This window comes from Mycobacterium numidiamassiliense (assembly GCF_900157365.1).
GTDB classification, from domain to species: domain Bacteria; phylum Actinomycetota; class Actinomycetes; order Mycobacteriales; family Mycobacteriaceae; genus Mycobacterium; species Mycobacterium numidiamassiliense.
In genome coordinates this window covers 1,575,513-1,596,617 of sequence record NZ_FUEZ01000004.1, presented here as the reverse complement: position 1 = coordinate 1,596,617, position 21,105 = coordinate 1,575,513, and the positions used below count along the sequence as shown (strand labels likewise).

Below are 21,105 nucleotides of genomic sequence, written 5' to 3'. Positions count from 1 at the left end.
CTGCTCAGATCTCGAGGCTGGATAGCTGCCCGATGATCTGAGCGGCCAGCGGATTCAGCGTCGCCATGCCGTCGCGCACCGCGTAGCGAGAACCGGCGAGGTTGACCACCAGCGTGCTGCCAGATATTCCGGCCAGACCGCGCGACAGCCCGGCATCGATGATGCCCGCGGACAACCCGGAAGCGCGGATGGCCTCGGAGATGCCGAGGATTTCCCGGTCCAGGATTTCGACGGTGGCCTCTGGAGTGACGTCGCGCGGCGTGACTCCCGTGCCACCCACCGAGACCACCAGGTCGACTCCGCCGATCACCGCCGTGTTCAACGCGTTGCGGATCTCCACCTCGTCGGCCAGGACCGCCACCACCCCGTCGACGACGAATCCCGCCTCGGTCAGCAGCTCGGTGACCAGCGGCCCACTGTGGTCCTCGTCTCCGTGCGCAGTGCGGTCGTCGACCACCACGACGAGAGCCCGGCCGACCACCAATTCCGCACCCGTTCCCATGGGTGCAACCGTATATCCGAGTTCCGACAGGGGCTCGTTCAGAGGCTCGTCGACTCTCATCACTGGTCCGCCTTGCCCAGGGTGACCTGCACGGTACGGCTTCCACCGCCGGGATCCTGGTACGTCAGCGTCACCTTCTCGCCGGGAGCCTTGGACCGCACCGCCGCGACCAGTGCGTCGGCGCTGTTGATCGGGCGGTCGTCCACCTTCGTGACGACCACGTTCTTGGGCAGACCGGCACCTGCGGCCGCACCACCCTGGATGACGTCGACCACCTTGGCGCCCGGGGTGCCCTTGTCACTGGTCACCTGTATCCCGAGCGAGGCGTGCGTCGCCTTGCCGGTGCTGATCAATTCGTCGGCGATGCGCTTGGCCTGGTCCACGGGAATCGCGAAGCCGAGGCCGATCGATCCGCTCTGAGCATCGGGCGAATCCGCGCCCAACGTGGCGATCGCCGAGTTGACGCCCACCAGCTGACCGTTCATGTTGACCAGCGCGCCACCCGAGTTACCGGGGTTGATCGCGGCATCGGTCTGAATCGCGTCCAGCACCGTGTTCTGGTTGCCCGACTCCCCGGTGGTGGACACCGGGCGGTTCAGCGCGCTGATGATGCCCGTGGTCACCGTGCCCGACAGGCCCAGCGGCGACCCAATCGCCACCACCGGCTGGCCCACCTTGAGATCCGACGAGGAGCCCATGGAGACGGGGGTGAGGCCGTTAACGCCTTGCACCTTGATCACCGCGATGTCGCTGGTGGGGTCGGCGCCGACGACGGTGAACGGTGCCGTCCGGCCGTCGGAGAATGTCACCGTGGTTTTCGGTGCCGGGCCCGCGGGCCCGCCCGGAGCAGGCGGAGGGCTACCGGGCAAGCCGCCGGGCCCACCAGGGCCTTTCGGCGGAGCGGCGGCGGTCGCGACGACGTGGTTGTTGGTCAGGATCAGCCCGTCGGCAGATAGGACGATCCCGGAGCCCTCCTCGGACTGGCGCCCCAGATCGGTCTCCAGCATGACCACGCTGGGCACCACCTTGGATGCGACCCCTTCGACGCTGCCCGGTGGCATGTTGGCCGCCGGGACGCTCGGGGCGGCCCCGATGATGCGGCCGCCGTTGCCACCGGCGACATGGGTGCCCAGTTCGACGACCGTTGCCGCGGCGCCGCCGATACCGGCCGACACCACCGCGATCGCCACCGCACCCGCTACCAATATGCCGGTGCGGGAACGCTTTTCGGGCACCATCCCGGGCGGGGGTCCCATCGGGGGCAACAGGCCCACCGGACCGGTGCCGGTGCCGCCTGGGATCGGGCCCGCCCCGGTGCCCCCGGGGATGGGGCCGACGCCGGTGCCGCCGCCGGGAATCGGGCCTGGCCCGGTACCGCCGAACGGCTCGTAGGGCCGGCGGTACTGCGAGGCCGGTGTCGACTGCGTGTGTTGCGACGGTTGGTAGCGCCAATCGAATGGCTGGTTATACGGCTGCTGAGGGCCCTGTCCATAGGTGCCGGGCGCAGGCTGGTTAGGCGCGGGACGGTATCCCTGCTGCTGCGGCGGTGGCGAATACCTCGGGTCATTCGTCATGTCGCTAAGTCGCTCTTCTCTACTTCGTTATAACTGCGGGTTGTTGGCTCGACTTGGCTCGAATTCCAACAGTAACTGCAACTACCTTGCGCGCGCGGACTGAGAGTCCACTGAGATTACGTTCGCCGAATCCCGAGAGTTCGCCCCGTTGTCACCGGCCTGGCCATCCGCGGGCATCGCCGGGTCTGCGGTGGTTTCGCCCTCGTCCGTCGGATAGGCCGAATCCGGCATCGGCCGGCCGGGCAGCAACACGTAGACCGAGGTCCCCGGAGGCTGACCGCCGGGCACCGTGTCTTCCACCCGCAACAGACCGCCGTGCTTGAGCACCACCTGCTTGACGATCGCCAGCCCTAGTCCCGAACCGGGCAGCGCCCGTGCGGTCGTCGAGCGGTAGAACCGCTCGAACACCAGCCGGCGTTCGTGCGGCGGAATGCCCGGCCCGTGATCGGAGACCGCCAGCTCGGCGTGCGACGGGTCGAGCTGCTTGAGCTTGACACTTACGTGGCCGCCCGGTGGGCTCCACTTGGCCGCGTTGTCCAACAGGTTCAGCACCGCGCGCGAGAGCCCACTGGCGTCGCCGAAGACCTGCCATCCGGTCACTTCGACGTCGAAGCGAATATCGTTGCGCCGCCGCCTAACTCGTTCCAGGCTTCGATCGATGACCTCTGACATGTCGATCTGCTCGTGCACGATGGTCCCGGCGTCGTCTCGGCTGAGGTCCACCAAATCGCCCACCAGAGTGGACAATTCCTCGATCTGCGCCAGCACATCGGCACGCAGGCCCACCATCTCCTGTTCCGGTAGCCGCGGCGCCCCCGGTTCCAGCGACGCCATCAGCAATTCGACGTTGGTGCGCAGCGACGTCAGCGGCGTACGCAGCTCATGCCCGGCATCAGTGACCAATCGGGCCTGTCGCTCCCGAGATTCGGCCAGCGCCCGCAACATCAAGTTGAATGCCTCAGTGAGCCTTGCCAATTCGTCACTACCGAACACCGGGATGGGCCGCAGGTCGTCGGTGCGGGCGACCCGCTCGGCCGCTTCGGTCAGCCGGGCCACCGGCCGCAATCCGGCGCGGGTGACCATGCCGCCGGCCACCGCGGCGACCGCGACGCCGATGCCGCCGACGATGAGCAGCACCCAGCGCAATCTGGTCATGACTGCTTCGGTCGGCTTCAGACTCTTGGAGATCAAAAGTGAGCTGCCGTTGGGCAGATGGATGGCAAGGATGCGTTGATCCGCTTCGGTGCGCCGCGACATGAACAACTCGCCGCGGATGACGGCCTTCTCAGCCGGCCCGACCGGCAGCGTCTGGCCGGGCTGCTGCGCGGTGTAGATCGAGTGGCCGGGGTTGACCAGCATGGCGTTGACATCCGAATAGGCCGTGCCCTCGATGGCCTTTCCGGGATCGGCGGCCAGCGAACCGCTGGCGATCAGCAGCTGGGCGCGGCTCTGCAGCTGGTTGTCGATATCGCTGTACAGCGCCGCCGAGATCACCGCATACACGGCGAACGCCATCAGGACGACAACCATGGCCACCATCGACATCGCCAGCAGCATCACCCGCCATCGCAGCGACAACGAGCTGGGGGCACGCAGTGGTGCGGGCCGGCGTCGTTGGGACCCAATCATCAGGGAGGCGTCTCCCGAAGGACATATCCGACTCCGCGCACGGTGTGAATCAGCCGCGGCTCACCGTCGGCTTCGGTCTTGCGGCGCAGGTATCCGACGTACACCTCGAGCGCATTGCCCGAGGTGGGAAAGTCGAAACCCCACACCTCCTCGAGGATGCGGCTGCGCGTCAGTACCCGCCGCGGGTTGGCGATCAGCATTTCCAGCAACGAGAATTCGGTGCGGGTCAAGCTGATTCGGCGTTCCCCGCGGGTGACTTCCCTGGTGACCGGGTCCAGCGCCAGATCGGAGAACTTCATGGCGACCGACTCGCCGTCGTCGGGTTTGGTGCGGCGCAGCAGGGCCCGCATGCGGGCCAGCAGCTCTTCGAGGGCGAACGGTTTCGGTAGATAGTCGTCGGCGCCCGCGTCCAGGCCGGCGACCCGCTCGGACACCGAATCACGCGCGGTCAGCACCAGGATCGGCAGATCGTCGCCGGTGCTGCGGAGCTGGCGGCAGACCTCCAGGCCGTCCAGGCGCGGCATCATCACATCCAGGACGAGCGCGTCGGGGCGATCGCTGGCCACCTTTTCGAGGGCTTCGACCCCGTCATGGGCCAGCTCGACCGAATAGCCATTGAAGGAAAGCGACCTACGGAGCGACTCGCGCACCGCACGGTCATCATCGACGACAAGAATCCGCACGGCCACTAGTTTCGTCCTAGGGCCTGAGAGCGGCCTGAGAGGCGCGCCGGGTATTTAGCGAGATTAACGCTTGTCCAGGTCGATGAGACCCAGGCGAGCCGCCTTGAGCAGTCGCCGGGGCACCTTGTGCTTCTGGCCCGCCACGTTCACGCCGACGAGCTCGGTCTTGGTGGCCTTCCACTGCGCGCGACGGCTTCGGGTGTTTGAGCGCGACATTCTGCGCTTGGGTACGGCCATGGTCGGGCCTTCTCCTCGATCTGGGATTCGGGTCGGTGCGTCACGCGGCATGGCCGGTGGGCCGAACGGCGACGATTGCCCATAAGAATAGTCGGTGACCTGCTGGTGACCAAAACAGGCCGTGCGGCCTGCAGGACTGGGCCGGCAACGCGGCGGCGGGCATCCTTGACGTGACACCGGCGGTACCCGCTAACCTACCGGGTGGTTGGTTGGGTTGCGCTCACCGGTAATCGCTGAATGGAGGACGCCGATGACCTCTGCTTCTGGGCGCTCCGGTGCTGTCCGGATCGCGAACTGCTCGGGGTTCTACGGCGACCGGCTGTCGGCCATGCGCGAGATGCTGACCGGCGGCTCGAATGATCCAGTGGACTACCTCACCGGCGATTACCTGGCCGAGCTCACCATGCTCATCCTGGGCCGCGACCGGATGAAGCATCCCGACCGCGGCTACGCGAAGACGTTCCTCACGCAGCTCGAGGACTGCCTCGGCGAGGCCCATGACCGCGGCGTGCGCATCGTCGCCAATGCCGGTGGCCTCAATCCCGCCGGCCTGGCCGCCGCGATACGCGCCCTGGCCGAGCGGCTGGGCATCGGCGCCCGGATCGCCCACGTCGAAGGCGACGACCTAGCGCCGCGCGCGGCCGAACTCGGCCTGGGCACGCCGCTGACGGCCAACGCGTACCTGGGTGCGTGGGGGATCGTCGACTGCCTGGGCGACGGCGCCGACGTCGTCGTCACCGGCCGGGTCACCGACGCCTCGGTCATCGTGGGAGCGGCGGCCGCACACTTCGGCTGGGGCCGCACCGACTACGACCAGCTCGCCGGCGCGGTGGTCGCCGGCCACGTGATCGAGTGCGGCGTGCAGGCCACCGGCGGCAACTACGCGTTCTTCACCGAGGTTCCCGACCTGTCCTATCCCGGTTTCCCGCTGGCCGAGGTCTACGCCGACGGCTCGTCGGTGATCACCAAACACCCCGGCACCGGCGGACTGGTCAGCGTCGACACCGTCACCGCGCAGCTGCTCTACGAGATCACCGGTGCCCGCTACGCCAACCCGGACGTCACCGCCCGGATAGACACAGTGGAGTTGTCTTCCGACGGCCCCGACCGGGTGCGCGTCAGCGGCGTGATCGGCGAGCCCCCGCCACCCACGCTCAAGGTGTCGCTGAACAGCATCGGCGGCTTCCGCAACGCCATGACCTTCGTGCTCACCGGACTCGACATCGAGGCCAAGGCCGAGTTGGTCCGACGGCAGCTTGAGTCCGCGCTGACCGTCAAACCCGCCGAGCTGGAATGGACACTGGCGCGCACCGACCATGTCGATGCCGACACCGAGGAAGCCGCCAGCGCGCTGCTGCGCTGCGTCGTGCGCGATCCGGATGCCGCCAACGTCGGACGCCACTTCTCCTCGGCGGCAGTCGAATTGGCACTTGCCAGCTATCCAGGCTTCCATGTAACCGCCCCTCCCGGCGACGGGCAGGTGTATGGCGTGTTCACCGCCGGCTACGTCGACGCCGCGACAGTGCCGCACATCGCGGTGCACGCCGACGGCACTCGCGTCGACATCGGTTGCGCGACAGATACTTTGGAGCTGGCAGCCGCCGACAACCCGCCGCTGCCGGAGCCGCTTTCCGAAGGCCCGACCCGGCGCGCCCCGCTGGGCCGGATCGCCGGGGCCCGCAGCGGCGACAAGGGCGGCTCGGCGAACATCGGGGTCTGGGCCCGGACCGAGGACCAATGGCGTTGGCTGGCCAACACATTGACCGTCGAGCTGGTCAAGGAGCTGCTGCCGGAGGCGGCCGAGCTGGCCGTGGCCCGTCATGTGCTGCCCAACCTGCGGGCGGTGAACTTCGTCATCGACGGCATCCTCGGTCAGGGCGTCGCCTACCAAGCGCGGTTCGATCCACAAGCAAAGGGCCTGGGCGAATGGCTGCGCAGCCGACACGTCGACATCCCCGAAAGCCTGTTATGAGCATCTGGACCACGCCGGAACGCGAACAGCTGCGAAAAACGGTGCGCGCGTTCACCGAACGCGAGATCGTGCCAAGCATCGACGAATGGGAGCGCAGCGGCGACCTGCCGCGTGACCTGCACCGGCGGGCCGGGGCGGCCGGGCTGCTCGGTGCGGGCCTTCCCGAAGCGGTCGGTGGCGGCGGCGGAGACGGCGCCGACTCGGTCATCATCTGCGAAGAACTACACCAGGCCGGCGCGCCGGGCGGTGTTTTCGCTTCGCTGTTCACCTGCGGTATCGCGGTGCCCCACATGATCGCCTCGGGGGACGCGCGGCTGATCGAGGAGTTCGTGCGGCCGACACTGGCCGGCGACAAGATCGGCTCCCTGGCCATCACCGAACCCGGCGGCGGCTCGGACGTCGGACACCTGACCACCAGCGCGGTCTTGGACGGGGATCACTATGTGGTCAACGGCGCCAAGACCTACATCACCTCCGGGGTTCGTGCCGACTACGTCGTCACCGCCGTGCGCACCGGAGGGCCTGGCGCCGCAGGGGTTTCGCTGCTCGTCGTGGAGAAGGGCACGCCCGGGTTCGAGGTCAGCCGCAAGCTGGACAAGATGGGCTGGCGATCCTCCGACACCGCCGAGCTGTCCTACACCGACGTGCGCGTTCCGGTAGCCAACCTGATCGGCGCCGAGAACAGCGGCTTCCTGCAGATCGCCCAGGCATTCGTGTCCGAACGCATCGGCCTTGCCGCGCAGGCATATTCGAGCGCACAGCGCTGCCTGGACATCACCGCGCAATGGTGTCGCGACCGGGAGACGTTCGGCCGGCCGTTGATGTCGCGCCAATCGGTGCAGAACACGCTGGCCGAGATGGCCCGCCGCATCGACGTCGCCCGGGTCTACTCGCGCCATGTGGTGGAACGCCAGCTGGCCGGTGAGCCCAACCTGATCGCTGAGGTGTGTTTCGCCAAGAACACCGCGGTCGAGGCCGGTGAATGGGTTGCCCACCAAGCCGTTCAGCTCTTCGGCGGCCTGGGCTACATGTCCGAATCCGAAGTCGAACGCCAATACCGGGATATGCGAATCCTGGGCATCGGCGGCGGAACCACCGAAATACTCACCGCACTGGCCGCCAAGACCCTGGGGTATCAATCATGACCGTCTTGAAGTCCACCCTCGACCCCAAGGCCGACGCCTACACCGCGGCAGCCGAGGCCATGGCCGCCAAACTCACCGAGATCGACACCGAGCACGGCAAGGCACTCGCCGGAGGCGGCACCAAATACGTTGAGCGCCATCACTCCCGGGGCAAGCTCACCGCACGCGAACGCATCGAACTGCTGCTGGACGCCGACTCACCGTTCCTGGAACTGAGCCCGCTGGCCGCCTACGGCAGTTCCTTCACCCTGGGTGCGAGCGTGGTGGTGGGCATCGGCGCGATCGAGGGCGTGGAATGCCTGGTCGTCGCCAACGACCCGACCGTCAAGGGCGGCACCAGCAACCCGTGGACGCTGAAGAAGATCCTGCGGGCCAACCAAATCGCTCTGCAGAACCGTCTTCCCGTGGTGTCGCTGGTGGAATCCGGCGGCGCCGACCTGCCCACGCAGAAAGAGATTTTCGTCCCCGGTGGGCAGATGTTCCGCGACCTGACCCGGCTCTCGGCGGCAGGCATTCCGACCATCGCGCTGGTGTTCGGGAACTCCACGGCCGGCGGCGCCTACATCCCTGGCATGTCCGATCACGTGGTGATGATCAAGGAGCGCTCGAAGGTGTTCCTGGCCGGGCCGCCCCTGGTGAAGATGGCCACCGGCGAGGAGTCCGACGACGAATCGCTGGGCGGCGCCGAAATGCATGCCCGCACTTCGGGTCTGGCCGACTACTTCGCCCACGACGAGGTCGACGCCATCCGGATCGGGCGTCGCATCGTGGCCCGGCTGAACTGGCGCAAGCAGGGACCGGCACCGGGACCGATCGTCGAGCCGCTGTTCGACGCCGACGAGCTGATCGGCATCGTCCCGGCTGACCTGCGCATCCCGTTCGACCCACGGGACGTGATCGCACGGATCGTCGACGGCTCGGACTTCGACGAATTCAAGGGAATGTACGGCTCGTCGCTGGTGACCGGCTGGGCCCGGCTGCACGGCTACCCGATCGGCATTCTCGCCAACCACCGCGGCGTGCTGTTCAGCGAGGAATCGCAGAAGGCCGCCCAGTTCATTCAGTTGGCCAACCGCTCCGACACGCCATTGTTGTTCCTGCACAACACCACTGGATACATGGTCGGCAAGGACTACGAAGAACGCGGCATGATCAAGCACGGCTCGATGATGATCAACGCCGTGTCCAACTCGACCGTCCCGCACATCTCGCTGCTGCTCGGCGCGTCATACGGCGCCGGCCACTACGGCATGTGCGGCCGCGCCTACGACCCACGGTTCCTCTTCGCCTGGCCCAGCGCCAAATCCGCGGTGATGGGCGGCGCCCAGCTCGCGGGTGTGCTGTCCATCGTGGCGCGCGCTGCCGCCGAAGGCCGCGGCCAGCAAGTCGACGAGGACGCCGATGCCGCGATGCGCGCCGCCGTCGAGGGCCAGATCGAAGCCGAGTCGCTGCCCCTGGTGTTGTCGGGGATGCTGTACGACGACGGGGTGATCGACCCACGAGATACCCGCGCGGTCGTGGGAATGTGTCTGTCCGCCATTGCAAATGGCCCGATCAAGGGGACGTCGAACTTCGGCGTCTTCCGGATGTGAGCCCCATGGGAATCACTCGAGTGCTGGTCGCCAACCGCGGCGAGATCGCCCGGCGGGTATTCGCCACCTGCCGGCGGCTGGGCCTTGGCACCGTCGCCGTCTACACCGATCCCGACGCGGCGGCCCCGCATGTCGCCGAGGCCGATGCCCGGGTCGGGCTGCCGAAACCCAACGACTATCTCAACGCCGAGGCCATCATCGCCGCCGCACGTGCCGCCGGTGCCGACGCGGTGCACCCGGGCTACGGATTCCTTTCGGAGAACGCGGCCTTCGCGTCCGCCGTGCAGAGTGCGGGCCTGACCTGGATCGGGCCGCCCGTGGACGCGGTGCGCGCGATGGGCTCCAAGATCGAGTCCAAGAAGCTGATGTCCGCGGCCGGGGTGCCCGTGCTCGACGAGCTCGACCCCGAGACGGTCACCGAAGCCCAGCTGCCGGTGCTGGTCAAGGCTTCGGCGGGCGGCGGTGGGCGCGGGATGCGGGTGGTGCACGAATTATCCTCCATACCAGACGAAGTCGCAGCGGCCCGACGTGAGGCGCAGTCGGCGTTCGGCGACCCGACCGTGTTCTGCGAGCGCTACCTGCCGACCGGACACCACATCGAGGTGCAAGTGCTCGCCGACTCGCACGGCACCGTGTGGGCCGTCGGCGAACGGGAATGCTCCATTCAGCGCCGCCACCAAAAGATCATCGAAGAAGCACCGGCGCCGTTGGTCGAACGCACACCGGGAATGCGGGCCAAGCTCTTCGACGCGGCCCGGCTGGCCGCAGGCGCCATCGGCTATACCGGCGCGGGCACGGTGGAGTTCCTCGCCGACGAAGACGGCGAGTTCTACTTCCTCGAGATGAACACCCGGCTGCAGGTGGAGCACCCTGTCACCGAGGAGACCACCGGACTCGACCTCGTCGAGCTGCAGCTCCTGGTGGCCGACGGCGGCCGACTCGAGTCCGAACCACCCACGGCCACCGGGCATTCGATCGAAGCCCGGCTCTACGCCGAGGATCCGGCACGCAACTGGCAGCCACAGGCCGGACAGGTGCACACCATCGACGTACCGGGCGTGCGGACGCAATTCGACACACTGGGACAGCGGACCGGGATCCGGTTGGACTCCGGCATCGCCGACGGCTCGGTGGTGTCGATCCACTACGACCCGATGTTGGCCAAGCTCATTTCCTACGCCCCGACGCGACGGCAGTCGGCGCTGGTGCTGGCCGATGCGCTGGCCCGTACCCGCCTGCACGGGCTGCGCACCAACCGCGAGCTGTTGGTCAACGTGCTGCGGCACCCGGCATTTCTCGACGGCGCCACCGACACCGCGTTTTTCGACACGCACGATCTGGCCGTGCTGTCCGCGCCGCTGGCCGACGCCACCGCGGTCCGCTGGTCGGCAGTTGCCGCGGCACTGGCCGACGCCGCGCACAACCGGGTGACGGCGCAGGTGTTCGGCTCAGTGCCCAGCGGCTGGCGAAACCTGACCTCGGGCTATCAGGTCAAGACCTATCGCGACGACGACGACAGCGAACAACGCATCGAATACCGCTTCACCAGAACGGGGTTGGAGTTCGCCAACGACGAGGCCGCGCACCTCATCTCGGCGTCGCCGGATGAGGTGGTACTGGCCGACGACAACGGGGTGGCCACCAGTTTCGCCGTCGCCCGCTACGGCGAGGACATCTATGTCGATTCGGCACGCGGCCCCGTTCACCTGACCGCCGTGCCCCGGTTCCCCGAGCCGGGCGCGGGCGTCGAGAAAGGCTCGCTGGTGGCGCCCATGCCCGGCAACGTCATCCGGCTCGGCGCACAGGTCGGAGACAGCGTCACCGCCGGCCAGCCGCTGATCTGGCTGGAAGCGATGAAGATGGAACACACCATCACGGCGCCGGCCGACGGCGTGCTCACCCAGCTCGATGTCGCCACCGGTCAACAAGTCGAAGTCGGCGCCATCCTGGCCCGCGTCGAAGTGCCTGGAAATGAAGGAGATTCGTAAATGTCCGATACCAGCTTTATCGAGAGCGAAGAACGCCGGGCCCTGCGCAAGTCGGTCGCCGCATGGGCGTCCAACTACGGTGCCTCCTACTACCTGGAGAAAGCTCGCGCCCACCAGCACACCGACGAATTATGGTCGGAGGCAGGAAAGCTCGGCTTCCTCGGGGTGAACTTGCCCGAGGAGTACGGCGGCGGCGGCGCCGGAATGTACGAGCTGTCGCTGGTGATGGAGGAGATGGCGGCCGCGGGCAGCGCGCTGCTGCTGATGGTGGTCTCCCCCGCCATCAACGGAACCATCATCAGCAAATTCGGCACCGAAGAGCAGAAGAAGCGCTGGATTCCATCCATCGCCGACGGCACCCTGACGATGGCGTTCGCCATCACCGAGCCCGACGCCGGATCCAACTCGCACAAGATCACCACGACCGCGCGCCGCGATGGCAGCGACTGGATCCTCAAGGGCCAGAAGGTCTATATCTCCGGCATCGACCAGGCCCAGGCGGTGCTGGTGGTGGCCCGTACCGAGGAGGCCAAGACCGGCAAGCTGCGTCCGGCGTTGTTCGTGGTGCCCACCGATGCTCCCGGATTCACCTACACCCCAATCGAAATGGAGCTGATCAGCCCCGAACGCCAGTTCCAGGTTTTTCTCGACGACGTCCGGCTGCCCGCCGATGCCCTCGTCGGTGCCGAAGACGCGGCGATTGCACAGCTTTTCGCCGGTCTGAACCCCGAGCGGATCATGGGAGCGGCCAGCTCGGTGGGTATGGGGCGGTACGCGCTGGAGCGGGCCACCGACTACGTCAAAACCCGCCAGGTGTGGGGGACCCCGATCGGCGCGCACCAGGGCCTGTCACATCCGTTGGCGCAGTGCCACATTGAGGTCGAATTGGCCAAGCTGATGATGCAGAAGGCGGCCACCCTTTACGACAGCGGCGATGACGCGGGCGCGGCCGAGGCGGCCAACATGGCGAAATACGCTGCGGCCGAGGCGGCGACGCGCTCCGTCGACCAGGCCGTGCAGTCGATGGGCGGTAACGGGCTGACCAAGGAGTACGGCGTCGCCGCGATGCTGGCCTCGGCCCGGCTGGGACGGATCGCGCCGGTCAGCCGCGAGATGGTGCTGAATTTCGTCGCGCAGACGTCACTGGGCCTGCCCCGAAGCTACTGATGGACACCCTCGTCGACTACGCGGGGCCGGCCGATACGAAAGGCCCGGTCGCCCGGCTGACGCTGAACTCTCCGCACAACCGCAACGCGCTGTCGACGGCTCTGGTCACCCAACTGCATCAGGGACTGCGCGAGGCCGCCGCCGACCCAGCGGTGCGCGTGGTGGTGCTGGGCCACACCGGCGGCACGTTCTGCGCCGGCGCGGACCTGAGCGAGGCCAGCGGGGGCGACCCCGCCGACACGGCCGCCGACCGGGCCCGGGAGATGGTGGCGTTGATGCGCGCCATCGTCGAATCGCCGCTGCCGGTCATCGCCGCCATCGACGGCCACGTCCGGGCCGGCGGGTTCGGCTTGGTCGGCGCCTGCGACATCGTGGTCGCCGGCCCGCGCAGCACCTTCGCGCTGACCGAAGCCCGCATCGGTGTCGCGCCGGCGATCATCTCGCTGACGCTGCTGCCGAAGCTGTCGCCGCGGGCCGCCGCCCGCTACTACCTGACCGGCGAGAAGTTCGGCCCGGGCGAGGCCGCCGACATCGGATTGATCACTATCGCCGCCGACGACGTGGACACGACCGTGACGAAGCTGGTCGCCGACGTGAGCAAGGGTTCGCCACAGGGTCTTGCGGCGTCCAAGGCGCTGACGACGGCCGCGGTGCTCGAGGGCTTCGACCGCGACGCCGAACGCCTCGGCGCGGAGTCGGCCCGGCTGTTCGTCTCCGACGAAGCTCGCGAAGGCATGCTGGCCTTCTTGCAGAAGCGCCCGCCCAGCTGGGTCTCGGGGGACGGCGAAGGCCGCTGAAGGCGGCTGTGGCTCAGCGCTGGCTAGGAGGAAAGTTGCAGTTTAGCCAACCCCCTTGCAGCAACACTGCGACGTCGTACGCTCGTGGGTGATGAGCAACGGGGCACAAAACGATGCGAAGAAGGCACGCGACGATTCGTCGCGCGCGGCCGACACCGATCGCATCCAGCTAGCCCAGTTGCTGGCCTACGCCGCCGAGCAGGGGCGCTTGCCGCTCAAGGACTACGAAGACCGGCTGACCAGGGCGTACGCGGCGACCACGTATGACCAGCTGGAAGAGCTGCGGGCCGACCTGCCGGGCTCGGCGGTGAGCCCCGTGCGTGGCGGCAAGCAGAACCCCGCGCCGTCGACGTTGCTGCTGGCCCTGCTGAGCGGATTCGAACGTCGCGGCCGATGGAACGTCCCAAGGAAGCTGACCACCTTCACCTTCTGGGGCAGCGGCGTGCTGGATCTGCGCTACGCCGACTTCACCTCGACTGAAGTCGACATCCACGCGGTGTCGATCATGAGCGCGCAGAACATCCTGCTGCCGCCCGAAGTCAACGTCGAGATCCGTGGCCGCGGCGTGATGGGTGGCTTCGACCGCACCATCCTCGGCAATGGAACCCCGGGGGCGCCCACGGTGAAGATCCACGGCTTCTCGCTGTGGGGCGGTGTGGGCATCAAGCGCAAAGCGCGCCGGCCGCGCGGCTAGCAGACCCACCACACGCAGGAGCTGAACAAACAGCTCAGGCGACACGCCTGACTTGGGCCAAATTCTCCAGGAGATCGGCTGCGTTGGTGACGCTGTCGGCGGGCTTGCTCATCCGGCTGGCGAACCGCCGGGCTCGACTGGCGTATTCCGGGGCCAGGATGGTCCGAAGGTCCGCGACCAGCGTTTCCTGAGTAGCGCTCGACAAGCGCCGGACGGTGCCCAGCCCCTGTCGTTTGAGCTGAGCTCCCCAGATCGGCTGATCGGGCAACGTCCACAGGATCGCCGTGGGGACTCCGGCGCGCAGACCCGCGGCCGTAGTGCCGGCGCCCCCGTGGTGAACGACCGCCCGGCACGCCGGAAAGGTCGCCGCGAAATTCACGACGGGCACCACCTTGACGTGCTCGAAATGCGGAACGTCGCTCAAGTCACCCCAGGTGGAGCACACCAGCGCCCGCTCACCCAACTGCTCGCAGGCCGCGGCGATCATGGCGACCGTCTCGGTGACGGAATCGACCGCGGAGCACTGCGGCATGCTGCCAAACCCGAAGTAAATCGGCGGTGTTCCGGCGGCGATCCACGACGCGACCTCGTCATCGGTGTCTGTCGGCAACTCCATCGTGAGAGAGCCCACGAAGGGCCGTTGGCCCTCCCATGCAGCCCACTCGGCCGCGAGCCCGGGAAAGCACGCCTCGTCGTAAGCCTGGATCTCCAGCGATCCGCGTTCGGCCCGTTGCCGCGATGAGCGGCCCGTTGCGCTGGGCAGGCCCAGTTCACCGCGCTGCTGGTCATCAAGTCTCTTCATCAGCAGCCCGACGAGCCACCAGACCATCGTCATGACGGAGCGGATCAACGCCGCCGGCACGCCCGGAACGAGGTGACCGTTGGCCCGCGCCGGGATGTAATGCAGTGTGACCAAAGGAATGTCGTAATACTCCGCGATGTTGGAGGCGGGCTGCTCGAAGGGCAGCCCAGTGAACATGAGGTCGGCCCCGTCCGCGAGTGACATCAGCGTCGTGCTCAGTTCCCCCCTGGCCCGGGTGACGTGCCGCCAGGCTTCGCGATACGCGCGGATCAGATTTCGGATCCTCCACGGGTGGCGGAACAAACACGTCCAGAAGTTGCGCAGCGCTTCCATGGTGGTCTTCATATCCAGGCCAAAAGCGACCGCCGCCAGTCCGACAGACTCGACGAAGCCGACCAGGTCGGGCGGGACCGCCACGTGCACCTCGTGCCCTCGGCGCTGCAGCTCACGGCCGACAGCGGCGCAGGGCTCGACATCGCCACGGCTTCCCCAGCTTGTCAGCACAAATTTCATCGCGGATCCTCGCTTCTGACTCCCCACGTGAGCGTCTTGCGACATGAAGGCGGGACTTGCGCCTTCTCAGCTCAGTCGCCGGGCAGTTTAACCTGGCGATCCCTAGGATTCCCGGCGAATCGAATTTCTCGCAGCTCAGGGATGAATTTTCGACACGTTGCCGTGCTCACATAACAGGGGCGCAGAATCCGCAGACCCTAGCGGCGGCGCCGCGACCGCAGGTAGTCGCCGACGACGGCCGCGCCGAGCCCGTCGAGGTCGGGCACCACGACCCGCCCCTCGACCCGCCGCGCGACCTGGTCGATGAATCGGGCGAGGCCGGGGTCGCTGCCCAGCCGGAAGATGGTGACCTGGGCGCCTAGCCGGGCCATGTCGTCAAAGCCGCGCACGGTGTGGGCGATGGTTCGCGGATGCGGCGGGTAGTCGAAGAACACCGACGTGCCTTCGCCGTCGAAGTCCTCCAGGTGAGCGGTCGGCTCACCGTCGGTGACGACCAGTACGACAGGCTGGGCGTTGGGATGCCGGCGCAAATGGCGCCCGGCGAGCGCGAGCGCGTGATGCAGATTGGTGCCCTGCTCGTACACACCCTCCAGGCCGGTAAGTTCAGCGGCCGTCACCGTCCGCGCATAACGGCCAAAGGCGATGATTTGCAAGGCATCCGACCGGAACCGCGTGCCCACCAGGTGGTTGAGCGCCAGCGCCGTCTGCTTCATCGGCAGCCAGCGGTTCTCCATGACCATCGAGAACGAGGTATCCACCAACAGCGCGACGGCGGACTGGGTGCGGGTCTCGGTCTCGGAGACCTCGACGTCATCGACGTTGATCCGCAGCGACGTTCCCGGACCGTCCAGCGTCGCGGTGCCCGCCTGCCGCAGCACCGCGTTGGTCAGCGTGCGGGGGATGTTCCACGGTTCGGTGTCGCCGAACTGCCAGGGCCTGGTCGCACCGGTCAGCTCCCCGGCCGCTCCGGCGCGCCGATGGTCGCGCTCACCCCGTCGGCCGGAAAGTTGTTGTGCCACATCGCGTAACGCTGTCTCACCCAGCCTGCGCATGGCCTTCGGCGAGAGCCGCCACTGGCCGTCGGAGCCGCGGTCCAAGAAGCCCTGGTTGACCAGCGCGCGTTCCAGTTCGGAGAGCGTGCGCGCGTCGATGGCCGCCTCGTCGCCGAGCTGGCGCGCCAGTGCGTCGAGATCGACGTCGTCCATGGTCGCACCCGGATAGCTCTGCGAAAGCTGGTCGGCGAGCTGCTCCAGCTCGGCGATGTCGGACAGCGCCTGGGCGCCTTCGCCCATCCCGAGCGGGTTGTCCCCGGAGAACTGCTCAGAGCCCGACCAGTCTTCGCCGGGCCGCGCGGCCTGCAGGTGCGCATCGAGGCGGCCCAACGACTCCATCAGCGCGGGAGATCCAAATGCCTGTTGCGCCAAGGCATCCAGTTCGGCGCGCTGCTCGGCACTCAGGCTGTTGCGGAACCGCTGGGCGGCGGCGGCGCGCTTGGCCAACGAATCAAGCAGCTCGTCGACATTGCTGGGATTCTCCGGGAAGAACTCACCGTGCTTGTCCATGAACTCGTCGAAGTCCTGCTGAGTGTCCTCACCGCGAGAGTGCTTGTCCAGCAAGTCGTTGAGGTCGTTCAGCATCTCGTTGACGCGCTGACGATCCTCGTCGGTGGCGCCCTGCAGCGCCTCCTTCATCCCGGCGAAGCGCTGGTCCAGCATCTCGCGGCCCAGCAAATCCTTGATCTGCTCGTACTTTTCGCGAGCCTCGCCGCTACGCCAGTTGTACTCGGACAGCTCCTGCACCGCCTTGGCCGGCGACGGCGGCAGCGCATCCAGTTGCAGTTCGCCGAAGCGGGCGTCGTCGTCGAGCGCACGGGCGAGTTCCTTGCGCTCCGCCAGAACCGCCTCGTCGAGCAGCTTCTTGATCTCTTGCAGAGTGCCATCTAAATTATTGCGGCGCAACAACTCTCGTCGCCGCCGATTGGCTTCGGCCGCCAATCGATCGGCGCCGCGCATATTCTCGGTGCCGCGGCGCAACAGCTCGGACAGAGCGCGCCGCGGTGAGGTGCCGGCCATCACATCCTGGCCGATCTGTTCGAGCGCCTCGCGCAGATCCACCGGCGGTGCCAGCGGGTCGGGCCCGCCGGAGTACGCCGAGTATCGCGACGAATGCCCTTTAGCCATAGACGGTTTGGCCCTCCCCAGACACCTTGTCGACGCGCTTGGCCAGATACAGCGCCTCAAGCGCGAGCTCGAGCGCGGCGGCCCGTTCACCCTCGGACTCGGCATGCAGCTTGGCGGCGATCGCGTCCACGACCGGCAATCCGGGAACCGCGGCCAGCACGTCCTTTGCCGATACCCGCTCGCCCGTCGTCACCGCGGAGCCGCCCTCGACGGCGCTCACCAGCGAACCCACGTCGAGACCGCCGAGCACCCGGGATGCCGTGTCGGCGGTCGCACGGCGCAGCAGGTGCTCGAGCACCGCTTGTTCGCGGCCTTCCTCACCGGACTCGAACTCCAGCTTGCCGCGCAGCACGTCGATCACCGTGCCCAGGTCGACGACCCGGGCCACCGGGTCGGTCTCGCCAAGAATCGCGCCACGATGCCGGGCGGAGGCCGCGACGGTTTCGGCCGCCGCGATCGCAAACCGCGCCGACACCCCGGAGCGCTGGTCCACGGAGTTGGATTCCCGCAGATAGCGGGCGAATCGGGCGATCACCTGCATCAGGTAGTCGGGCACCGCGGCGGACAGGTGCGCCTCCTGGACGATGACGCCCACCTCGGCCTCGAGTTCCAGTGGGTAGTGAGTGCGGATCTCGGCGCCGAACCGGTCTTTGAGCGGGGTGATGATGCGGCCGCGGTTGGTGTAGTCCTCGGGGTTGGCGCTGGCGACCACCAACACGTCGAGCGGCAGGCGCAGCGTGTAGCCGCGGACCTGGATGTCGCGCTCCTCCATGACGTTGAGCATCGACACCTGAATGCGCTCGGCGAGGTCGGGCAGTTCGTTGACCGCCACGATGCCGCGATGCGCCCGCGGGATCAGGCCATAGGCGATGGTCTCGGGGTCTCCCAGGCTGCGGCCCTGGGCGACCTTGATCGGGTCGATGTCACCGACCAGGTCGGCGACGCTCGTATCGGGGGTGGCGAGCTTCTCGGTGTAGCGCTCGCTGCGGTGCTTCCACTCCACCGGCAGGTCGTCTTGCAGCTGTGCGGCCTTACGGATCGACTCCGGGGTGATCGGCGTGTAGGGATGCTCACCGAGTTCGGCCCCCGCGATCACCGGCGTCCACTCGTCGAGCAGCCCGGTCAGCGCGCGCAGCAGCCGGGTTTTGCCCTGGCCGCGTTCGCCGAGCAGCACGAAATCGTGACCCGCGATCAGCGCCCGCTCCAGCTGCGGCAACACGGTGTCGTCGAACCCCAGGATGCCCGGCCAGACCTCGTCGCCCTCGGCCAGCGCCGTCAGCAGATTCTCGCGGATTTCCTGCTTGACGCCCCGTTCACGGTGACCGGCGGCACGTAGTTCGCCGACGGTGCGGGGCAGGTTGCTCGGTGAGGTCACCACTCCAAGTTACGCGTTGCCCGGAAACCGCACGCGCTCAACGGTCAGTGCGCAAAATGCCGGGCGCCGGTGAGGTACAAGGTGACACCGGCCCTGGCCGCGGCGGCGGTCACCTCGTCATCGCGCACGGAGCCGCCGGGGTGCACGATCGCCTTGACCCCGGAGTCGACCAGCAGCTCCAGTCCGTCGGGGAAAGGAAAGAATGCATCCGAAGCCGCCACCGCGCCCTCGACGCGGGGCCCGCCGCGCCGGACGGCCAGCCGCGCGGCGTCGACCCGGTTGACCTGCCCCATGCCGATGCCGACGGTCGCGCCCTTGGCGGCGATCACGATCGCGTTCGACTTCACCGCGCGGCAGGTGCGCCACGCGAAGGTGAGGTCGCGCAACCGCTTCGGTTTGGCCGGCTTTCCCGTGGCCAGGGTCCAGTTCAGCGGGTTGTCACCGTGCGCGTCGAGTTCGTCGCGCTGCTGGATCAGCAGTCCGCCGCTGACCGGACGCAGTTCGGTACCACCCGTCAATGGCTCGGAGGCCACCAACACCCGGATGTTCTTCTTGCGAGTCAGCACGTCGACCGCCCCCGGCGCGTAGGCGGGAGCCACGATCACCTCGGTGAAGATGGTGCTCACGTACTCCGCCATCTCCACGCTGACTTCGGTATTGGTCGCGATGACTCCGCCGAAGGCGCTCAGCGGATCGCACTCGTGGGCCTTGCGATGTGCGTCGGCCACCGAGTTCGACGAGATGGCGATCCCGCACGGGTTGGCGTGCTTGACGATTGCCACGCACGTCTCTTCGTGGTCGAAGGCCGCCCGCCAGGCCGCCTCCGCATCGGTGAAGTTGTTGAAGGACATCTCTTTTCCGTGCAGCTGCTCGGCCTGCGCCAGACCGGGCCAGGCACTCGGGTCGCCGTAGAGCGCCGCCTGCTGATGCGGGTTCTCGCCGTAGCGCAGCATCTCGGTGCGGCGCCAACTGTGGCCGAACCACTGCGGAAAGGTCGTCGGGGGATGCTCGGGCGCCAGCGTCGACTCCATCCAGCTCGCCACCGCGATGTCGTAGTCAGCGGTGTGCTGAAAAGCCAACGACGCCAGCCTTTTTCGCTGGGCGAGTATGAACCCGCCGTCGCGCACGGCGGCGAGCACACCGTCGTACCCGAGCGGGTCGACGACTACCGCGACGCTGGGATGGTTTTTCGCGGCCGCCCGGACCATCGAGGGGCCGCCGATGTCGATCTGCTCGACGCATTCGTCGATGCCCGACCCGGAATCGACGGTCTCACTGAACGGATAGAGGTTGACGACGACCAGCTCGAAAGCCGCGATGCCGAGCTCCTCGAGCGCGGCGGCGTGCTCGGGCTTGCGCAGATCGGCGAGCAGTCCGGCGTGCACCTTCGGGTGCAGGGTTTTGACCCGGCCGTCGAGCACCTCGGGGAAGCCGGTCACCTCCTCCACCGGCGTTACCGGAATCCCTTCGTCGGCAATGGCCTTGGCCGTCGATCCGGTGGAGACGATCTCGACGCCCGCCGCGCTCAGGCCCTGGGCGAGTTCGATGAGCCCGCTCTTGTCGTAGACGCTGATCAACGCGCGGCGAATCGCCCTTCTTGACTCGTCGGTGCTCATGCTGTGTTCATCCCAGGGTCGCCTTTCGTCCAATCCAGGTCACGCCACGGGTCGCGATCGCGGCCACCACGTCGGCCAGCAGCCGCCGCTCGATGACCTTGATGCGTTCATGCAATGTCTCTTCGGTGTCGCCGTCAAGCACCGCAACGGGCTCTTGCGCCAATATTGGTCCGGTATCCATTCCGGCGTCCACCAGGTGCACGGTACAGCCGGAGACCTTCACACCATAGGCCAACGCGTCGGGAACGGCATGAGCACCGGCGAAGGCGGGCAACAATGCCGGATGCGTGTTCAGCGTGCGTCCGCAGAATCGTGAAAGAAACTGCGGCCCAAGGATTTTCATGAAACCGGCTGAGACTATTAGGTCGGGTGAGTGGGCGAGGGTGGCTTCGGTGATGGCGGCGTCCCAGGCGTCACGGCTCGGGTAATCGCCGAGGCGGACGGTGAAGGTGGGCAACGACGCCGCCGACGCGATCTCGACGGCCGGGCAGTTCCGGTCGGCGCCGAGGGCAACCACGCGAGCCGGGTAGTCGCCGACGGTGGCCTCGAGCAGCGAGTTCAGCAGCGAACCGGTGCCCGACGCCAGCACGACCAGCCGCGCCGGCGCGCTCGGGGGCACGCGGATCGGTTCGACCATAT

Annotated in this window: 17 protein-coding genes; 7 read left to right on the top strand and 10 right to left on the bottom strand. The window is 67.6% G+C overall.

Annotated features, from left to right (window positions below; genetic code table 11):
* Nucleotides 1-4: 4 nt before the first annotated feature.
* The 5 genes from MNAB215_RS16255 to rpmF all read right to left on the bottom strand — a co-directional run bounded on the left by MNAB215_RS16255 (nucleotide 5) and on the right by rpmF (nucleotide 4,625).
* The gene (locus MNAB215_RS16255) at nucleotides 5-562 is read right to left on the bottom strand and encodes a MogA/MoaB family molybdenum cofactor biosynthesis protein (protein WP_077079749.1); all 558 of its coding nucleotides are present in this window, start codon (nucleotides 560-562) and stop codon (nucleotides 5-7) included.
* Nucleotides 562-2,076, bottom strand: a complete 1,515-nt coding sequence (locus MNAB215_RS16250) for a S1C family serine protease (RefSeq protein WP_077079748.1) — start codon at nucleotides 2,074-2,076, stop codon at nucleotides 562-564. The genes MNAB215_RS16255 and MNAB215_RS16250 overlap by 1 nt, the downstream gene beginning before the upstream one ends.
* Before the next feature lie 81 nt (nucleotides 2,077-2,157).
* Nucleotides 2,158-3,705 carry a HAMP domain-containing sensor histidine kinase gene (locus MNAB215_RS16245; RefSeq protein ID WP_077079747.1) on the bottom strand — a complete coding sequence of 516 codons (1,548 nt, stop codon included), beginning with the start codon at nucleotides 3,703-3,705 and terminating at the stop codon, nucleotides 2,158-2,160.
* Nucleotides 3,705-4,388 carry a response regulator transcription factor gene (locus tag MNAB215_RS16240; protein ID WP_077082069.1) on the bottom strand — a complete coding sequence of 228 codons (684 nt, stop codon included), beginning with the start codon at nucleotides 4,386-4,388 and terminating at the stop codon, nucleotides 3,705-3,707. The genes MNAB215_RS16245 and MNAB215_RS16240 overlap by 1 nt, the downstream gene beginning before the upstream one ends.
* Before the next feature lie 63 nt (nucleotides 4,389-4,451).
* Nucleotides 4,452-4,625, bottom strand: a complete 174-nt coding sequence (gene rpmF, locus MNAB215_RS16235; protein ID WP_077079746.1) for a 50S ribosomal protein L32 — start codon at nucleotides 4,623-4,625, stop codon at nucleotides 4,452-4,454.
* 250 nt (nucleotides 4,626-4,875) lie between these two features.
* Here rpmF and MNAB215_RS16230 point away from each other — a divergent pair, with 250 nt between their 5' ends.
* The 7 genes from MNAB215_RS16230 (at nucleotide 4,876) to MNAB215_RS16200 (ending at nucleotide 13,980) form a co-directional block, all read left to right on the top strand.
* Nucleotides 4,876-6,597: an acyclic terpene utilization AtuA family protein gene (locus MNAB215_RS16230; protein ID WP_077079745.1), complete on the top strand. Its 1,722-nt coding sequence runs from the start codon at nucleotides 4,876-4,878 to the stop codon at nucleotides 6,595-6,597.
* Nucleotides 6,594-7,742 carry an acyl-CoA dehydrogenase family protein gene (locus MNAB215_RS16225; RefSeq protein WP_077079744.1) on the top strand — a complete coding sequence of 383 codons (1,149 nt, stop codon included), beginning with the start codon at nucleotides 6,594-6,596 and terminating at the stop codon, nucleotides 7,740-7,742. The genes MNAB215_RS16230 and MNAB215_RS16225 overlap by 4 nt, the downstream gene beginning before the upstream one ends.
* Nucleotides 7,739-9,334, top strand: coding sequence for an acyl-CoA carboxylase subunit beta (locus MNAB215_RS16220; RefSeq protein ID WP_077079743.1), 1,596 nt, complete (start codon nucleotides 7,739-7,741; stop codon nucleotides 9,332-9,334). The genes MNAB215_RS16225 and MNAB215_RS16220 overlap by 4 nt, the downstream gene beginning before the upstream one ends.
* Nucleotides 9,335-9,339: 5 nt before the next feature.
* Nucleotides 9,340-11,322: an acetyl/propionyl/methylcrotonyl-CoA carboxylase subunit alpha gene (locus tag MNAB215_RS16215; protein ID WP_077079742.1), complete on the top strand. Its 1,983-nt coding sequence runs from the start codon at nucleotides 9,340-9,342 to the stop codon at nucleotides 11,320-11,322.
* On the top strand, nucleotides 11,323-12,489 hold the full coding sequence (locus MNAB215_RS16210) for an acyl-CoA dehydrogenase family protein (RefSeq protein WP_077079741.1): 1,167 nt from the start codon (nucleotides 11,323-11,325) through the stop codon (nucleotides 12,487-12,489).
* On the top strand, nucleotides 12,489-13,286 hold the full coding sequence (locus MNAB215_RS16205; RefSeq protein ID WP_077079740.1) for an enoyl-CoA hydratase family protein: 798 nt from the start codon (nucleotides 12,489-12,491) through the stop codon (nucleotides 13,284-13,286). Before MNAB215_RS16210 ends, MNAB215_RS16205 begins: the two co-directional genes overlap by 1 nt.
* A 91-nt stretch (nucleotides 13,287-13,377) precedes the next feature.
* Nucleotides 13,378-13,980 (top strand): DUF1707 SHOCT-like domain-containing protein, encoded by a 603-nt coding sequence (locus MNAB215_RS16200; protein ID WP_077079739.1) that lies wholly within the window; start codon nucleotides 13,378-13,380, stop codon nucleotides 13,978-13,980.
* Between the two features lie 34 nt (nucleotides 13,981-14,014).
* Here the strand turns inward: MNAB215_RS16200 and MNAB215_RS16195 are convergent, their stop codons facing one another.
* From MNAB215_RS16195 to purN, 5 genes are all read right to left on the bottom strand, one after another.
* Nucleotides 14,015-15,295, bottom strand: a complete 1,281-nt coding sequence (locus MNAB215_RS16195; protein WP_077079738.1) for a glycosyltransferase — start codon at nucleotides 15,293-15,295, stop codon at nucleotides 14,015-14,017.
* A 197-nt stretch (nucleotides 15,296-15,492) separates the two neighbouring features.
* Complete coding sequence (locus MNAB215_RS16190) at nucleotides 15,493-17,475, bottom strand: vWA domain-containing protein (protein WP_077079737.1); 1,983 nt, start codon at nucleotides 17,473-17,475, stop codon at nucleotides 15,493-15,495.
* Nucleotides 17,468-18,853 (bottom strand): sigma 54-interacting transcriptional regulator, encoded by a 1,386-nt coding sequence (locus tag MNAB215_RS16185; protein ID WP_077079736.1) that lies wholly within the window; start codon nucleotides 18,851-18,853, stop codon nucleotides 17,468-17,470. Before MNAB215_RS16185 ends, MNAB215_RS16190 begins: the two co-directional genes overlap by 8 nt.
* A 41-nt stretch (nucleotides 18,854-18,894) precedes the next feature.
* Nucleotides 18,895-20,466 carry a bifunctional phosphoribosylaminoimidazolecarboxamide formyltransferase/IMP cyclohydrolase gene (purH, locus tag MNAB215_RS16180; protein ID WP_077079735.1) on the bottom strand — a complete coding sequence of 524 codons (1,572 nt, stop codon included), beginning with the start codon at nucleotides 20,464-20,466 and terminating at the stop codon, nucleotides 18,895-18,897.
* Between the two features lie 7 nt (nucleotides 20,467-20,473).
* Entirely contained in the window at nucleotides 20,474-21,103 is a 630-nt protein-coding gene (gene purN / locus MNAB215_RS16175) for a phosphoribosylglycinamide formyltransferase (RefSeq protein ID WP_077079734.1), read from the bottom strand.
* Between the last annotated feature and the right edge of the window lie 2 nt (nucleotides 21,104-21,105).

Coding starts and splice junctions, on each gene's coding strand:
- MNAB215_RS16255 (WP_077079749.1), bottom strand. CDS start 562: ATGAGAGTCGACGAGCCTCTGAACGAGCCCCTGTCGGAACTCGGATAT.
- purN (WP_077079734.1), bottom strand. CDS start 21,103: ATGGTCGAACCGATCCGCGTGCCCCCGAGCGCGCCGGCGCGGCTGGTC.
- MNAB215_RS16200 (WP_077079739.1), top strand. CDS start 13,378: ATGAGCAACGGGGCACAAAACGATGCGAAGAAGGCACGCGACGATTCG.
- MNAB215_RS16245 (WP_077079747.1), bottom strand. CDS start 3,705: ATGATTGGGTCCCAACGACGCCGGCCCGCACCACTGCGTGCCCCCAGC.
- MNAB215_RS16215 (WP_077079742.1), top strand. CDS start 9,340: ATGGGAATCACTCGAGTGCTGGTCGCCAACCGCGGCGAGATCGCCCGG.
- MNAB215_RS16220 (WP_077079743.1), top strand. CDS start 7,739: ATGACCGTCTTGAAGTCCACCCTCGACCCCAAGGCCGACGCCTACACC.
- MNAB215_RS16210 (WP_077079741.1), top strand. CDS start 11,323: ATGTCCGATACCAGCTTTATCGAGAGCGAAGAACGCCGGGCCCTGCGC.
- MNAB215_RS16250 (WP_077079748.1), bottom strand. CDS start 2,076: ATGACGAATGACCCGAGGTATTCGCCACCGCCGCAGCAGCAGGGATAC.
- MNAB215_RS16195 (WP_077079738.1), bottom strand. CDS start 15,295: ATGAAATTTGTGCTGACAAGCTGGGGAAGCCGTGGCGATGTCGAGCCC.
- MNAB215_RS16205 (WP_077079740.1), top strand. CDS start 12,489: ATGGACACCCTCGTCGACTACGCGGGGCCGGCCGATACGAAAGGCCCG.
- rpmF (WP_077079746.1), bottom strand. CDS start 4,625: ATGGCCGTACCCAAGCGCAGAATGTCGCGCTCAAACACCCGAAGCCGT.
- purH (WP_077079735.1), bottom strand. CDS start 20,466: ATGAGCACCGACGAGTCAAGAAGGGCGATTCGCCGCGCGTTGATCAGC.
- MNAB215_RS16230 (WP_077079745.1), top strand. CDS start 4,876: ATGACCTCTGCTTCTGGGCGCTCCGGTGCTGTCCGGATCGCGAACTGC.
- MNAB215_RS16225 (WP_077079744.1), top strand. CDS start 6,594: ATGAGCATCTGGACCACGCCGGAACGCGAACAGCTGCGAAAAACGGTG.
- MNAB215_RS16190 (WP_077079737.1), bottom strand. CDS start 17,475: ATGGCTAAAGGGCATTCGTCGCGATACTCGGCGTACTCCGGCGGGCCC.